General features: G+C 59.1%; 15 protein-coding genes. 4 read left to right on the forward strand and 11 right to left on the reverse strand.

Translation table 11 applies throughout. The features are described 5' to 3' along the window. Window positions 1-60 precede the first annotated feature (60 nt). The 7 genes from aroB to K420_RS0103145 form a co-directional block, all read right to left on the reverse strand. Window positions 61-1,158, reverse strand: coding sequence for a 3-dehydroquinate synthase (aroB, locus tag K420_RS0103115; RefSeq protein ID WP_027456768.1), 1,098 nt, complete (start codon window positions 1,156-1,158; stop codon window positions 61-63). Then, a complete protein-coding gene (locus tag K420_RS0103120) occupies window positions 1,158-1,685 on the reverse strand; it encodes a shikimate kinase (protein WP_027456769.1) in 528 nt (175 codons plus the stop codon). The genes aroB and K420_RS0103120 overlap by 1 nt, the downstream gene beginning before the upstream one ends. Window positions 1,686-1,764: 79 nt before the next feature. After that, window positions 1,765-3,966 carry a type IV pilus secretin PilQ gene (gene pilQ, locus K420_RS0103125; protein ID WP_027456770.1) on the reverse strand — a complete coding sequence of 734 codons (2,202 nt, stop codon included), beginning with the start codon at window positions 3,964-3,966 and terminating at the stop codon, window positions 1,765-1,767. After that, the gene (locus K420_RS0103130; RefSeq protein WP_027456771.1) at window positions 3,963-4,508 is read right to left on the reverse strand and encodes a pilus assembly protein PilP; all 546 of its coding nucleotides are present in this window, start codon (window positions 4,506-4,508) and stop codon (window positions 3,963-3,965) included. Before K420_RS0103130 ends, pilQ begins: the two co-directional genes overlap by 4 nt. After that, on the reverse strand, window positions 4,505-5,188 hold the full coding sequence (locus K420_RS0103135; protein WP_027456772.1) for a type IV pilus inner membrane component PilO: 684 nt from the start codon (window positions 5,186-5,188) through the stop codon (window positions 4,505-4,507). Before K420_RS0103135 ends, K420_RS0103130 begins: the two co-directional genes overlap by 4 nt. Beyond that, window positions 5,188-5,757 carry a PilN domain-containing protein gene (locus K420_RS0103140; protein ID WP_027456773.1) on the reverse strand — a complete coding sequence of 190 codons (570 nt, stop codon included), beginning with the start codon at window positions 5,755-5,757 and terminating at the stop codon, window positions 5,188-5,190. The genes K420_RS0103135 and K420_RS0103140 overlap by 1 nt, the downstream gene beginning before the upstream one ends. After that, a complete protein-coding gene (locus K420_RS0103145) occupies window positions 5,754-6,839 on the reverse strand; it encodes a pilus assembly protein PilM (RefSeq protein WP_084019537.1) in 1,086 nt (361 codons plus the stop codon). Before K420_RS0103145 ends, K420_RS0103140 begins: the two co-directional genes overlap by 4 nt. A gap of 240 nt (window positions 6,840-7,079) precedes the next feature. Here K420_RS0103145 and K420_RS17950 point away from each other — a divergent pair, with 240 nt between their 5' ends. After that, window positions 7,080-9,314, forward strand: coding sequence for a penicillin-binding protein 1A (locus tag K420_RS17950; protein WP_084019538.1), 2,235 nt, complete (start codon window positions 7,080-7,082; stop codon window positions 9,312-9,314). Here K420_RS17950 and cyaY read toward each other — a convergent pair whose 3' ends face one another. Beyond that, on the reverse strand, window positions 9,315-9,632 hold the full coding sequence (gene cyaY, locus K420_RS0103155) for an iron donor protein CyaY (protein WP_027456775.1): 318 nt from the start codon (window positions 9,630-9,632) through the stop codon (window positions 9,315-9,317). It abuts the gene before it with no gap. Between the two features lie 41 nt (window positions 9,633-9,673). On the opposite strand from cyaY, the gene lptM reads away from it, so the two are divergent. The 3 genes from lptM to K420_RS0103170 are packed head-to-tail and all read left to right on the forward strand — an operon-like array spanning window position 9,674 to window position 11,495. Next, a complete protein-coding gene (gene lptM, locus K420_RS19995; protein ID WP_084019539.1) occupies window positions 9,674-9,865 on the forward strand; it encodes an LPS translocon maturation chaperone LptM in 192 nt (63 codons plus the stop codon). Beyond that, window positions 9,862-11,124 carry a diaminopimelate decarboxylase gene (gene lysA, locus K420_RS0103165; RefSeq protein WP_027456776.1) on the forward strand — a complete coding sequence of 421 codons (1,263 nt, stop codon included), beginning with the start codon at window positions 9,862-9,864 and terminating at the stop codon, window positions 11,122-11,124. The genes lptM and lysA overlap by 4 nt, the downstream gene beginning before the upstream one ends. Window positions 11,125-11,129: 5 nt before the next feature. After that, window positions 11,130-11,495, forward strand: a complete 366-nt coding sequence (locus K420_RS0103170; protein WP_084019734.1) for an RNA-binding S4 domain-containing protein — start codon at window positions 11,130-11,132, stop codon at window positions 11,493-11,495. Here the strand turns inward: K420_RS0103170 and K420_RS0103175 are convergent. The 3 genes from K420_RS0103175 to hslV all read right to left on the reverse strand — a co-directional run bounded on the left by K420_RS0103175 (window position 11,492) and on the right by hslV (window position 14,344). Next, window positions 11,492-12,379, reverse strand: a complete 888-nt coding sequence (locus K420_RS0103175; protein ID WP_027456778.1) for an AEC family transporter — start codon at window positions 12,377-12,379, stop codon at window positions 11,492-11,494. The genes K420_RS0103170 and K420_RS0103175 overlap by 4 nt on opposite strands. A 91-nt stretch (window positions 12,380-12,470) precedes the next feature. Continuing rightward, window positions 12,471-13,811: an ATP-dependent protease ATPase subunit HslU gene (gene hslU / locus K420_RS0103180; protein WP_027456779.1), complete on the reverse strand. Its 1,341-nt coding sequence runs from the start codon at window positions 13,809-13,811 to the stop codon at window positions 12,471-12,473. Then, window positions 13,808-14,344 (reverse strand): ATP-dependent protease subunit HslV, encoded by a 537-nt coding sequence (gene hslV, locus K420_RS0103185; protein ID WP_027456780.1) that lies wholly within the window; start codon window positions 14,342-14,344, stop codon window positions 13,808-13,810. Before hslV ends, hslU begins: the two co-directional genes overlap by 4 nt. Window positions 14,345-14,349 lie beyond the last annotated feature (5 nt).

A 14,349-nucleotide genomic window follows, 5' to 3' on the forward strand; every position in this document is an offset into this window, starting at 1 on the left:
ATACTGGCAAACCCCTGTTGAATCAAGATGCTGCAACGCACCAATCTCGCCGGCAAGACCTCAGATATTCCCCATTTTGGTGCATCGCACCTCAATGGCTTCGGCAATTTGCGCCCCCGTCGCCACGTCAGAGACCACGGCCTTGCCTATGCGTTGCAAGAGCACCAAACGCAACTTTCCATCCAGCACTTTCTTGTCGTGACTCATCAGCTCAAGATAGCGATTGACGCCAAGGTGGGGTCCCATTACCGGCAGACCAGCCCGAACGAACAGCCTTTCGATACGGGCCACGGTCCCGGCGTCAATCCATCCCAGGCGACAGGAGAGTTCCGCAGCAATTAGCGTGCCGGCCGCTACCGCCTCGCCATGTAACCATTCACCATAGCCCAAGCCGGTCTCGATGGCATGGCCGAAGGTATGCCCCAAGTTGAGCAAGGCGCGCTCACCACTCTCCCGCTCGTCGGCCGCCACCACCGCCGCCTTGTTGGCACAGGAGCGCTGCACCGCATGAACCATCGCCATCCGATCCCGCTTTAGCAGCTTATCGAGATTGATTTCCAGCCAGTCGAAGAATTCCGGATCACGAATCAAGCCATATTTGATGATTTCCGCCAGACCGGCTTTCAGTTCGCGATCCGGCAATGTATCGAGCGTCGAAATGTCGGCAAGGACCAATTTGGGTTGATAGAAGGCGCCGATCATGTTCTTGCCCAGCGGGTGATTGATCGCCGTCTTGCCGCCGACGGAAGAATCCACCTGCGACAACAAGGTGGTTGGCACCTGGATGAAAGGCATACCCCGCTGATAGCAGGCTGCCGCGAAACCGCCCATATCGCCAATTACCCCACCTCCCAAGGCAATCAACGTCGTGTTTCTTTCACAAAGGGCCCCCAGCAGGGCATCGAATACCCGGTTCAGGGTCTCCCAGTTCTTGAATTGCTCCCCATCCGGCAGGATGACCGGCAGTACTTCAACACTCCCCGAGGACAAGGTTGCGCACAAGCGCTGGAGATAGAGAGGCGCCACCGTTTCATTGGTCACCACGACCGCTTTCTTCTGACTGAAATGCGGCAACAGCAGATCCGCCCTTGCCAGCAGGTCAGGGCCGATATGTATGGGGTAGGAACGCTCACCCAGAGCGACCTCCAGCGTTTCGATCATGCTTTGCATAAGCGGTTGAATTCCCTCATTAGATGCTGAACGATGCCGGCCGCCACCAGATGGGAGCCATCAACCACCAGGTGGGCTGTCTCACGATACAACGGATCTCGTGCAGCATGTAGCTCCTCCAGCTTCGCCAATGGATCACCGACCTGCAGCAAGGGGCGATTCCGGTCATGGCGGGTACGTTCATACAACAACCTCGGCGGCACATTCAGGTAAACAACCCACCCCGTATCGTGCAGGCGACTCCGGTTATCCGGATTCATGACAACTCCGCCCCCCGTCGCCAGCACCAAGTCAGAACCGCCGGTCAGGTCATGGATGGTCTGCGCCTCACGACGCCGAAACCCTTCCTCTCCCTCAATCTCGAAAATCGTCGGAATCGGGACGCCCGTACGCTCGACGATTTCATGATCGGAATCGAGAAACTGACGCCCGAGCCGCTTGGCCAGCATCCGCCCAACTGTCGTCTTGCCAGCCCCCATCAGACCGACCAGATATATGTTTCGATGTTCTTCCACGACCGAATTCTAGCCGAGTGTGCGATTGAGACAAAAAAAGCCGGCACTAGGCCGGCCTTTTCAAGGATTCAGGGTTGCATCAATCAATGCGCATCTTGTCGGATATCACGCGTGGAGTGATGAAGACCAGAAGTTCGCGGCGTTCGCCTTTATCCCCCTTGACCTTAAACAGCCAGCCAAGGAAGGGAATATCACCAAGGAACGGAACCTTCTCGACCGTATTTTCCGTTTTGGTCATGAAAACTCCACCAATCACGACGGTGCCACCGTTCTCGACGAGAACATTAGTCTCAACCACTGAACTCTTGATTGGTGGATTGAGGTAACCGTTTGCGCTCACCGCCTTGGTCCAATCCGGCTCCTCCTTCTTGACAATCAACGCCATTCTGACGGAACCCTCGGGGGTAATCTGCGGCACGACCTCCAACGAAAGTTTGGCTGGCTTGAAGTTAACAGTCGTGGTTGTTGTACCGCCCGACGAGCTGGCCGTGATATAGGGCACTTCGGTGCCATCCTCGATCTTGGCCTTCACGTTATTTGCCGTAATGACGCGCGGGCTGGAAATTATCTTTCCAATACCATCCGATTCCAATGCGGCCAATTCAAGATTGAGGAACTTGGTCAGATTGGAATTGAAGAGCGACAAGGCCAAGGTGCCTCCCGATGAGGAAAAGGCAGGCAAATTCACCCCGATGGTCTGCGGCGTCGCCTGTGTTGCGGGAGTGAAGCTGGTTGTCGTCGTCCCATTCGAGGTAGACGAAGTACTCGTCGATGGGGTTACCCTACCACCGGTGATATTCCAGCCGCTTCCACCAAGGACATTGGTCTTTTGATTCAAGAAATTAAGCTTTGCGCCGAGACTCCTGTTGAAACTATCGCTGGCCTCAACCACACGCGCCTCGATCAAGACTTGACGCGCACCGATATCGATTGCCCCGATAAAGGATCGAATTTCCTCCAACTTGCTCGGGATATCGTTCACAAACAGGATATTCGATTGAGGATCGGCTACTGCGCTGCCTCGCTTACTCAGGATCCGTTGGGCAGCGACGTTTACGCCCGGCGTAGCAGGAACCGGCATCCCTCCGGGTCCCAGTGGTGGCAAACCAGCCAGCAGGCGCGCCACATCAGCTGATTTCTGGTAGTTCAGCTGGAACTGCTCCAGTTTGAGCGGCTCCAATTCATTGATCTGTTGCTTCGATTCAAACTCAAGTTTTTCACGAGTCGCAATTTCATCACGAGGAGCAATCATGATGATATTGCCTTTCTTGCGCATATCCAGCCCCTTCTGCTGGAAGATGATGTCGATCACTTGATCGGCAGGAACATCCTTCAGAACCAGAGTCGTTGTTCCAGTTACGGTTTCACTGATAACCGCATTCAATCCCAACTCTTCGGCCATCAGGCGCAACAGGGCACGCACATCCCCATTCTGGTAATTGATGCTGACTCGCGGCCCTTGATAGCCAACCTTGGCTCCCTGAACGAGCTTGTTCGGATCCTCGACAATACGCTTCACTTCGACGATGAACTGGTTGTCACTCTGGTAGGCATTGTGCTCCCACAAGCCCTTCGGGGTGATTACCATGCGTACGTTATCTCCGTTGGCGCGGGTTTCCACGGCAGTTACCGGCGTCGCGAAATCTGTGACATCCAATTTACGGCGCAAACGATCCGGCACAGTCGTTTTCATGAAATCGACGATCAGATTCGAGCCCTGTTGCCGAATATCAATCCCCGTCCCGGAATCACTCAAATCGACGATGATGCGTCCCTCGCCATCCTTACCACGACGAAACATCACGTCATTCACCGAATGCCTCGTTCCCACGAGGCTCTCTTCGGCGAAACGAGTTGAACGGGTTGCTGTCGTATCGGAAACGCGCTCAACGGGGGACAGAGTCACATACAGCGACTTTCCCTCAAGCCTCGTCTTGAAATTGAGATTTTTCACCAGGTTCAGAACCAAGCGAGTACGGTCACCCACCTGGACAACATTCAGGCTGCGCAAATCACCTTGGTTGATTACCTGACTATTTTTCCCCAGCGCATTGGCTGTCGATTGAAAATCCAGAGCAATTTTGGCCGGGTTGGCAACACTGAAGCCTGGCGGAGGAGATGCCAGCGGTTCCTTCATGTCGATGCGCAACGAAATATCATTTCCTTGCTGAGCTACATTGACGGCCTCAATCGCATTTGAAGGCTGCGCCTCGGCGCGAACGCTTGGCGACAAAGCAAGACACACTACAAAAGCGGCCATTGCGTGTTTGATGAATTTCATTTCTTGCTTCCCTCCTTGCTCTGCAGGTAGAGCGAACTCTTGCGTTCAGTCCAGTCTCCGGCAGAATCCTGTATCAATTCCCGCAACTGCACTTCGGTATCCGTGACCTGGGTCACCATGCCAAAGTCGAGCCCCATGTAATCCCCCACCTTGACCTGCTTGATCTTGTCTTCAACTTGAATGACAGCCATCGGTTTCCGGTTGACATTCATGAAACCGATCATTTTCAGCGACTCGATCGGGTACTTCTCCAGCAAGCTATTGCGAATCTCTCGTGCTTCGAAATCTGGCATGAACGCACCGCCCTTGCCGGCCAGTTGCTTGTACCTCGACTCCGGCTCGATCTTGTTTGGTTTGAAGGGATCAAGCGTCCCGTCCATTTCATAAGGAACAGGCTCGTAGGGTTTGACATCAGGTAACTTCGGAACGCTTCCCCGCATATCCTTGGTGTTGTCGGCCATCCATTGTTTGAGATCTTCGTGATCTCCACCCGTGCATGCCCCCAGCGCACCACAGAAAGCAATGAGCAATAGACGTTTCACTTTTTCGCTCCTTGCGCAGCCTTCTTCTCTTGCTCAGCTTTCTTCTGCCGGGCCACCTCTTCTTCATCGAGATACCGGAAGGTCTTGGTTGTCGCATCGAGAGACAATTGCCCCCCATCCTTGATGGGCGCTATGGATATGTTGTTCAGAGTCACAATGCGCGGCAGCTTGGCGATATCAGCCGCGAATGCCCCGAAATCGTGATAGCCCCCGTTGATCTTGACGGCAATCGGCAACTCGGCATAGAAGTCCTTGATTTGCTCCTGTCCCGGCTTGAACAATTCAAACTGCAGGCCACGACCCAGGCCGGCCTGGTTGATCTCGATCAGCAGCGCCTCGATTTCGGACTTGTCCGGCAGCTGCTTGAGCAGCGCGCCGAATGAGCGATCAATTTCCGCCAACTGTTGCACGTAGAGGTCAAGATTGACGGCCTGACGCTTCTTGTCGAGATACTGCTGCTTGAGCGTCTCCTCTTCCCGCTCCTTGGTTTCGAGATCAAGTAATTGATCGCTCCAGACAAACCACCAACCGGCAGCGACGATGGCGACGAACAACCCGACCAGAACCGTTATCTTGGGTATCAGCGGCCACGCACCCGGATCATTCGGGTTCATGAACCGGAAATCATCCGCGATGGACTGGAAGTCCACTTTCGGCAAGGAGATGGATTTCGCGTTCACTACTTTTTCTCCTTCACGTCATCTGGCTTAACCCGGGTCAGTACGAAGTTCATGCCGAACTCGTAGACACGGCGCCCGTTGACGACCACCGCCTTGCTCTCGACCAACTGCGGCTGCTCAAGCCATGGCGATGCTTCCAGATTGCGCATCAGAGCGGAAATCCGGGCATTCGACTGGGCATGACCGACAACGCCGACCTTCAGCCCGTCCTGTTTCAACGACTTCAGATAGATACCCTCCGGTACCTGCCTGACCAGTTCGTTCAGCAGATAAACTGTTTCACCACGGTCACGCTGCAGATTTTCAATGACCTGCTTGCGTGCCAGCAAAGCCTGTGTCTGCTCCTTCAGACGCTTGATCTGATCCAGCTGCTTGTCCAGGACGGCGATTTCCCGCTTGAGAAATTCGTTGGAGTTCTCCTGGTTGCTGATCGCATTGCCGATCAGCGTGTAGCCGGCGAAAACGACGAGTGCGGCAAGCACAAACACAAGGCCGGCAAGAACCATGAACTGTTCACGCCGGGCTTTCTTGGCTTCCTCGCGATGCGGGAGGAGGTTAATGCGAATCATGATGGATCGAACCTCCGCAGTGCCAGGCCGCACGCCACCATCAGCGAGGAGGCGTCAGCCAGCAGGCTCTTGGCGCGAACACGATCGGACAACACCATGTTGGCGAAGGGATTGGCGATCAGGGTATTGACCTGTGTCCGGGTGGCGACCACTTCATCGATGCCGGGAATGACGGCACAACCACCCGCCAGAACAATGTGATCGACCTGGTTGTACTGGGTCGACGTAAAGAAGAACTGCAAGGCACGCGACACTTCCAGCGCCAGGTTTTCCATGAACGGATTGAGCAACTCGACCTCGTAACCTTCAGGCAAATTACCCGCCCGCTTGGCGGCTTCGGCATCCTCGATGCTCATGCCGTAGTGTCGCGCGATATCCTGCGTCAGTTGGCCGCCACCGAAAGCCTGCTCTCGGGCATAAACCTGCTGGCCGTTACGTAAAACCGTCAGATTCATCGCGTTGGCCCCGGCATCGATCAGTGCGACGACCTGATTCTTGCCTGCCTCGGGCAACTGGCGCTCGATCAACTCGAACGCAGCCAGTGAGGCGAAGGATTCGACATCGATAACAACGGCCTTCAGCCCTGCCGCATCAGCAACCGCCACACGATCCTCGACGCGCTCCTTCTTGGACGCCGCGATCAGCACCTCGAGTTCGTCTGGTACAGCCGGCGCCGGACCCAAGACCTGATAATCCAGATTGACTTCGTCGATGGCGAAGGGAATGTACTGATTGGCTTCTGTCTCAACCTGCCCCTCGAGTTCTTCCTCGCGCAAGCCTGCCGGGACGATGATCTTTTTCGTAATGACCGCAGACCCCGGGAGCGCCATGGCCACGTTGCGTGTCGAAGTGCCCATGCGCTTCCAGGCACGCTTGACGCAATCAACGACCCCGTCCAAGTTAGCGATATTGCCATCGGACACCGCATCCTTGGGCAACACCTCGATGGTGTAGCGCTCAACGCGATAGCCGTCTTTCCCATTGGCAGTCAGCTCAACCATTTTGACGGCAGAGGAACTGATGTCCAGGCCGAACAGGGAGCGTGCCTTAGGATTTAACAACGCCGAGATATCGAAGCCCACCAGACCCCCAAAAAGTCCTTACGGATTACGAAGTTACAAAAACAACCAATAATTCACTTCAGATGCTAGCAACAACCTATAGGCATGTAAAGCATTTTCACGACCGGAAAATGGCCCGGCGTATAATCGCCACAACGTCAATTTCACCCCACGCTGATCGTGCCTTCACTGCCCCTTACGCTACGCCTGATTCTCTATCCTGTCATATTCCTTTTCGGGCTGGCAGCAATCGGGGTGGCCATGGTGCTAATCGTCCTGATCCTGACCTATCCGAACCTGCCCTCGCTCGAGGTACTGACGGATTACCGACCAAAGATTCCGCTACGCGTGTATACCTCGGACGGTTTTTTGATTGGCGAATACGGCGAGGAACGCCGGGCCGTGGTCGCCTTCCAGGACGTTCCTACCGTCCTCAAGAATGCCATCCTGGCTGCCGAGGATGATCGCTTCTATCAACATGGCGGCATCGACTACACCGGCATCCTGCGGGCAGCCGGAGCCAACCTGATCGGTGGCGGCAAGCGGCAGGGCGCATCGACTATCACCCAGCAGGTGGCACGCAACTTCTTCCTGACCGGTGAAAAAACCTACACCCGCAAGTTGTACGAGGCACTGCTGTCTTTCAAGATCGAGAGCAACCTGAGCAAGGACCAGATATTCGAGTTGTACATCAACCAGATCTTCCTCGGCCAGCGCGCCTACGGCTTTGCCGCCGCCGCTCAGATCTATTTCGGCAAGCCGCTCAAGGATATTTCCATTGCCGAGGCTGCCATGCTGGCCGGCCTACCCAAGGCGCCATCGGCCTACAACCCAGTCGTCAATCCGAACCGGGCCCGGATCCGGCAGCAATATGTCTTGCGGCGCATGCACGAGCTCGGCTACATCAACGACACGCAGCATGCCGCTGCATTGAAGGAACCGCTGGTCGTCAAGCGCGAACTGGCGGGCTATGCGGTACATGCCGAATACGTCGCGGAAATGGCCCGGCAGATTACCGCCGAGCGCTTTCCGGAAGAAGTCTACTCGCGCGGCATGAAGGTCTACACGACCATCATCAAGGCTGAGCAGGAAGCGGCCTACCTCAGCCTGCGCAAGGGCGTGATGGATTACGACCGGCGCCACGGCTATCGCGGCGCCGAATCCTATCTCGACATGAAGGATATCCAGTCCGACCAGGACGAGGCCATCGACGAAGCGCTGCAGGAATTTCCCGATGCCGGCGACCTGATTCCCGCGTTGGTCCTGGCGGCCGATGCCAAGCAGATCAAGGTTTACCGCAAGGGTGGAGAAGTCGTGACGCTGACCGGCGATGCGATCAAATTCGCAGCCCGCATGCTGGACGACAAGGCGCCGCCCAACAAGCGTCTGAAGCGTGGCGCCATCGTTCGCCTGCTCAAGGACGACAAGGGCAGCTGGCAGATCAGCCAGCTGCCGGAAGTCGAATCCGCCTTCGTCGCCGTCGATCCGCGGGATGGCGCCATCCGGGCGTTAGTCGGCGGCTTCGATTTCAACCGCAACAAGTTCAACCACGTCACCCAGGCCTGGCGCCAGCCAGGTTCCAGCTTCAAACCCTTCATCTACTCCGCATCGCTCGAAAAGGGCTACAACCCGGGCAGCGTCATCGCCGACGAACCGATCGTCATCCCGGCCAGCCAGACCGGCTCCCAGGCCTGGGAGCCGCATAACTACGACGGCAAGTACGAAGGGCCGATGAAGTTGCGGACGGCGCTGGCCAAGTCAAAAAACATGGTGTCGATCCGCATCCTGCAGTCGATCGGTACGCATTACGCCCAGGACTACGCCGGCCGCTTCGGTTTCGACCCCGCCAAGCACCCCCCCTACCTGACCATGGCACTGGGTGCCGGCTCGGTCACGCCTTGGCAGATGGTGACCGGTTACGCCGTATTCGCCAACGGCGGTTACAAGGTGAATCCCTTCGTCGTGCGCGAAATCCGCGACGAACGCGATCAGGTCGTCGCCCGCTCGGCTGAAATCGAGGCCGGCAACGAGACAATTCGCAGCATCGACCCGCGCAACGCCTTCATGATGGACTCCATGCTGCGCGATGTGACCATTTACGGTACGGCCGCCAAGGCCTCGGCCCTCCTGAAGCGTCAGGATCTGGCCGGCAAGACGGGAACGACCAACGAATATGTCGATGCCTGGTTCTGCGGCTACCAGATGACAGTCGCCGGCTGCGCCTGGATCGGCTTCGATCAGCCGCGCAAACTGGGCGACCGGGAAACCGGCGGTGCCGCGGCACTACCCATCTGGATCGGCTATATGGGGCGTGCCCTGAAGGATGTTCCGGTCCAATTGCCGTCCATGCCGGAAGGACTGGTCGCCTACGGCGAAGGACGCGAACGGACGTATGTTTACGCTGAGAACGTCCGCACGCAGCCGGACGGCGAAGGCGAGGCGCCCGACACCAGCCCACTACCCAAGCCTGACCTCAGCACACCGCCCAGCGACTGATCAGGCGAGCGAAATGGCCTCGCCTGCCTGCTGGCTGGCGAGGGTGGAGAGTTTGGCCAGCAGTTCGGCGTTGTCGCGGGTATCTCGCCAGGCAGCACCATCCCAGCGGAAATGAAAGCCGCCTGCCTTGGCCGCAACCCAGATCTCTTGGGAAACGCCATGGCGATTGATGATGATCTTGCTCCCGTCGGCAAATTCGATTTCCAGAATGCCGCCCGGGGCCAATTCGAAGTCGATATCCGCCTCACTGGCCTCAAGGGCCGCCTCGATCCGCGCCAGGGTCTGGCCGGCCAGAGTGTTGAATTCGCTGTCTTCCATGGTGTGCTACCATCCCGCTCTTCGCCGACAGCGCCCCGAACATGTCCAGAATCGCTGCCTTACTGATCACTCTAGGCCTTGCCGCCTGTGGCATGAAAGGCCCGCTCGAACGACCGTCCGGCCCGGCGCCGGAACCGCTGTTCGGCAACCCGAAACCCGCTCCGTCGACCAAGGTCCAGCCGGTCAAAACTGGCCAGGATGTTAGCACGGACACCCAGACCCCGAAGCCATGAGTTCCTTTGCCCTGAAGAACGGCGTCCTGCACGTCGAATCCGTTGCCCTGTCCGCCATCGCCGAACGATTCGGCACGCCGGCCTACGTTTATTCGCGGGCCGCACTGACCGCTTCGCTGCGCGAATTCCAGGATGTGTTGACCGCGCACCCGGCCGGCCAGGACGCGCTGGTCTGCTATGCCGTCAAGGCCAATTCCAACCTCGCCATCCTGAACCTGTTCGCCCGCCTTGGTGCCGGCTTCGACATCGTCTCCGGCGGCGAATTGCAGCGCGTGCTGGCGGCGGGCGCCGACCCGAAAAAGGTGGTCTTCTCGGGCGTTGGCAAGACGGCTGCGGAAATGAAGCTGGCACTGGATGCCGGGATTTTCTGCTTCAACATCGAGTCGATCCCGGAACTGGAGCGCCTGAACGAAGTCGCCGGCCAGTGCGGCAAGCAGGCACCGATCAGCCTGCGCGTCAATCCGAACGTCGATCCGAAGACCCACCCCTACATCTCGACCGGCCTCAAGGAGGCCAAGTTCGGCGTCGCCTACGAGCATGCACTCGATCTCTATCGCCGTGCCGCCGCCCTGCCCCATATCGCGGTGGCCGGCATCGACTGCCACATCGGTTCGCAGTTGCTCGATCCGTCGCCCTTTGTCGAGGCACTGGAGCGCATCCTCGCCCTGATCGACCAGTTGGCCGATGAAGGCATCACGCTGCACCACATCGATCTTGGCGGCGGCCTGGGTATCAAGTACAAGGCCGAGCAGGTGCAACCCACCGTTGCCTCCTACCTGAACCCGCTGCTCGACAAGCTCCAGGGCCGCGGCCTGCAGGTCGTGCTCGAACCGGGCCGGCGCCTGGTCGGCAATGCCGGCCTGCTGCTGACCCGCATCGAGTTCCTGAAGGAAGGCGAAGGCAAGAATTTCGCCATCATCGACGCCGCAATGAACGACCTGATGCGCCCGGCGCTGTACGAAGCCTGGCACGACATCGAGCCGGTCGAACCGCGCGACGGGGCGACCCGTGACTACGACGTGGTCGGTCCGGTCTGCGAAACGGGCGATTTCCTCGGCCAGGCCCGTCCGCTCTGCGTCCAGCCGGGCGACCTGCTGGCCGTCATGTCGGCCGGCGCCTACGGCATGGCGATGGCCTCCAACTACAACACCCGGCCGCGTGCGGTCGAAGTGATGGTCGATGGCGATGCCGTGCATGTCATTCGCCAGCGCGAAACCGTCGAACAACTCTACGCCGGCGAATCCATCCTTCCGCAGTGAGCGGCATCCGGCTCGACAAGTGGCTGTGGGCGGCGCGTTTCTTCAAGACGCGCTCCCTGGCCACCGATGCCGTCAGTGGCGGCAAGATCAAGTTGAATGGCGCACCGACCAAGCCGGCGCGCGAGATCAAGGCCGGTGATCGGCTCGACATCTTCAACGGCGATACGCGCTGGGAAGTCATCGTCCTGGCCCTTTCCGAAAAACGCGGTCCGGCCAGCGAGGCGCGTCTGCTCTACGAGGAAACGGCGGAGAGCCGCGCAGCGCGCGAGGCCGAGCAGATGCGCCGCAAGTTCGAGGTCGAGCCGGCTGCCGACATTCACGGTCGGCCGACCAAGCGCGACCGCCGGCAAATGGACCGTTTCAGCCGCTAAAGAACGAGCGCCAGGGCGAGCGGCAGGAAGATCAGCGCCGCCAGGTTGCCGATCAGCACGATGGACGCCACACGCTGCGGCTCCTGCTTGTAGCGTTCGGCAAACAGGAAATTGAGCACAGCCGGCGGCAAGGCGCCGAACACCAGCAGCATGGCTGCATCGCGCCCCTGCAGCCCGAGCAGGGCGATCACACCATAGGCGATAGCCATGCCGGCGAGCGGTCGTAGCAGGGCACTCCCGACGGCTACCTGCCATTCGCGGAAATTGACATCGGTCATCCGGACGCCGAGCGAGAAGAGCAGCAGCGGCACCGATACGTCGCCCAGCATCTTGATCGCGATGACCAGCGGCTGCCATACCGGAATCTTCAGCAAGGCCACAGCCAGCCCGGCGATGGCGGCGGCGACAACCGGGATGCGCCAGAGCGTCAACAAGCGCGTCGTCGGATCGAGCAGGCGGGCGCCAAAGGAAAAGTGCAAGGTGTTCTCGACCATAAACAGGATGACCGCGGCCGGCAACGCATCCTCGCCCCAGGCCAGCACGGCGAGCGGCAGGCCGATGTTGCCGGAGTTGTTGAACAGCATCGGCGGCACCAGGGTTTTCGGCTGCATGCCGATCAGGCGCGAGATGGGCCAGGCCAGTAGACCGCAGGCCGCAAGGAGCAGGAAACCGCCCAGCGCCAAGGGCGCGTAGGCTGCCAGATCGAAGGATTTGCCGGCCATTGCTGCAAAAACCAGGGCTGGCACGAAAACATCCATGTTCAGCCGGTTGGCGACCGCCATTTCCGGCTTGTGCTTGCGACCATAGAAATAGCCGGCCGCAACGATGCCGAAAATGGGAAACAGGATGGCCAGCAGGCGGAAGCTCAGGCTTTGCTCGTCCAATGGGCGCTTTCTGGGGAATAGAAGTGGCCGGATTGTAGCGGGGTGCCGCCGGCCGGACTGTAGGGGCTTCCCCTAGCCCGGCCGCCGCAAATTACAGCACGTAGCGCGACAAGTCCTCGTCGGCCGCGACTTCGCCGAGTTTCTCATTGACATAGGCGGCATCGACCACCACCTTGTCGAGCCCGATCTTGCCGGCCTCGAAGGAGACTTCCTCGAGCAGTTTCTCCATCACCGTGTGCAGGCGGCGGGCGCCGATGTTTTCGGTCTTTTCGTTCACCTGATAGGCGATCTCCGCCATGCGGCGGATGCCGTCATCGGCAAATTCGACGGCAACGCCTTCCGTCTCCAGCAAAGCCTGATACTGCTTAGTCAGGCAGGCATCGGTCTGGGTCAGGATGCACTCGAAATCAGCCACCGACAGCGAATCCAGTTCGACGCGGATGGGAAAACGGCCCTGCAGTTCGGGGATCAGGTCGGACGGCTTGGAGAGATGAAAAGCGCCCGAGGCGATGAACAGGATGTGATCGGTGCGGATCATGCCGTACTTGGTCGATACCGTCGTCCCTTCGACCAGCGGCAGCAGGTCGCGCTGCACGCCCTGGCGAGACACGTCGGCACCTTGTGCATCGGAGCGCCCGGTCACCTTGTCGATCTCGTCGAGGAAGACGATGCCGTTCTGCTCGACGGCCTTGACTGCCTCCAGCTTCACTTCCTCGTCATTGACCAGTTTGGCCGCTTCCTCGTCGGTGAGCAGCTTGAGCGCTTCCTTGATCTTCAGCTTGCGCGACTTCTTCTTGCCGCCGCCCATGTTCTGGAACATGCCCTGGATCTGCTGGGTCAGTTCCTCCATGCCGGGCGGTGCGAAGATTTCCGCCTGCATCGCCGGCATGGCAACGTCAATGTCGATTTCCTTGTCGTCCAGTTCACCCTCACGCAGCTTCTTACGGAACTTCTGACGGGTAGCGTTCTCCTCGCCGCCCGCCGCATTGTTCTCGGCGAAGAAACCGGGACTGCGGGCTGGCGGCAGCAGGGCATCGAGCACGCGCTCCTCGGCGGCATCCTCGGCCCGGGCACGCATGCCCTTCATGGCCCGTTCCCGCCCCGACTTGATGGCCATCTCGACCAGGTCGCGGATGATGGTCTCGACATCGCGGCCGACGTAACCGACCTCGGTGAACTTGGTTGCCTCGACCTTGATGAAGGGCGCATTGGCCAGGCGGGCCAGGCGGCGGGCGATCTCGGTCTTGCCGACGCCGGTCGGGCCGATCATCAGGATGTTCTTGGGGGTGATTTCCTGGCGCAACGGCTCGGCCACCTGGGCGCGCCGCCAGCGGTTGCGCAGGGCAATGGCCACGGCCTTCTTGGCGTTGTTCTGGCCGACGATGTGCTTGTCGAGTTCGGAGACGATCTCCTTCGGCGTCATGGTCGTCATTCCAGCGTCTCCAGCGTGAAGTTGCGGTTGGTGTAGATGCACAGGTCGCCGGCAATTTCCAACGACTTGGTGACGATGTCGAGCGGCGGCAACTCGGTGTTTTCGAGCAAGGCGCGGGCTGCAGCCTGCGCATAGGTCCCCCCCGAACCGATGGCGACGATACCCTGCTCCGGCTCCAGCACATCGCCGTTGCCGGTGATGATCAGCGAGGATTCACGGTCAGCGACCGACAGCATGGCCTCCAGGCGGCGCAGGGCGCGGTCGGAACGCCAGTCCTTGGCCAGCTCGACGGCCGAGCGCACCAGATTGCCCTGGTGCTTCTCCAGCTTGGCCTCGAAACGCTCGAACAGCGTAAAGGCATCGGCCGTGCCGCCAGCAAAACCGGCCAGGATGCGCCCCTGATAGAGGCGGCGCACCTTCTTGGCGGTGGCCTTGACGACGATGTTGCCGAGCGTGACCTGGCCGTCGCCACCCATCGCGACGCGATTGCCCCGGCGCACCGACAGGATCGTGGTGCCGTGATATTGCTCCATGTTTC

It is taken from the genome of Dechloromonas agitata is5 (assembly GCF_000519045.1).
Lineage (GTDB): Bacteria > Pseudomonadota > Gammaproteobacteria > Burkholderiales > Rhodocyclaceae > Azonexus > Azonexus agitatus.

What these genes read in the sequence shown, in the direction of transcription:
- pilQ (WP_027456770.1), bottom strand. Translation starts at nt 3,966, where the DNA reads ATGAAATTCATCAAACACGCAATGGCCGCTTTTGTAGTGTGTCTTGCT.
- K420_RS0103140 (WP_027456773.1), bottom strand. Translation starts at nt 5,757, where the DNA reads ATGATTCGCATTAACCTCCTCCCGCATCGCGAGGAAGCCAAGAAAGCC.
- cyaY (WP_027456775.1), bottom strand. Translation starts at nt 9,632, where the DNA reads ATGGAAGACAGCGAATTCAACACTCTGGCCGGCCAGACCCTGGCGCGG.
- hslU (WP_027456779.1), bottom strand. Translation starts at nt 13,811, where the DNA reads ATGACGACCATGACGCCGAAGGAGATCGTCTCCGAACTCGACAAGCAC.
- lptM (WP_084019539.1), top strand. Translation starts at nt 9,674, where the DNA reads ATGTCCAGAATCGCTGCCTTACTGATCACTCTAGGCCTTGCCGCCTGT.
- hslV (WP_027456780.1), bottom strand. Translation starts at nt 14,344, where the DNA reads ATGGAGCAATATCACGGCACCACGATCCTGTCGGTGCGCCGGGGCAAT.
- lysA (WP_027456776.1), top strand. Translation starts at nt 9,862, where the DNA reads ATGAGTTCCTTTGCCCTGAAGAACGGCGTCCTGCACGTCGAATCCGTT.
- K420_RS17950 (WP_084019538.1), top strand. Translation starts at nt 7,080, where the DNA reads ATGGTGCTAATCGTCCTGATCCTGACCTATCCGAACCTGCCCTCGCTC.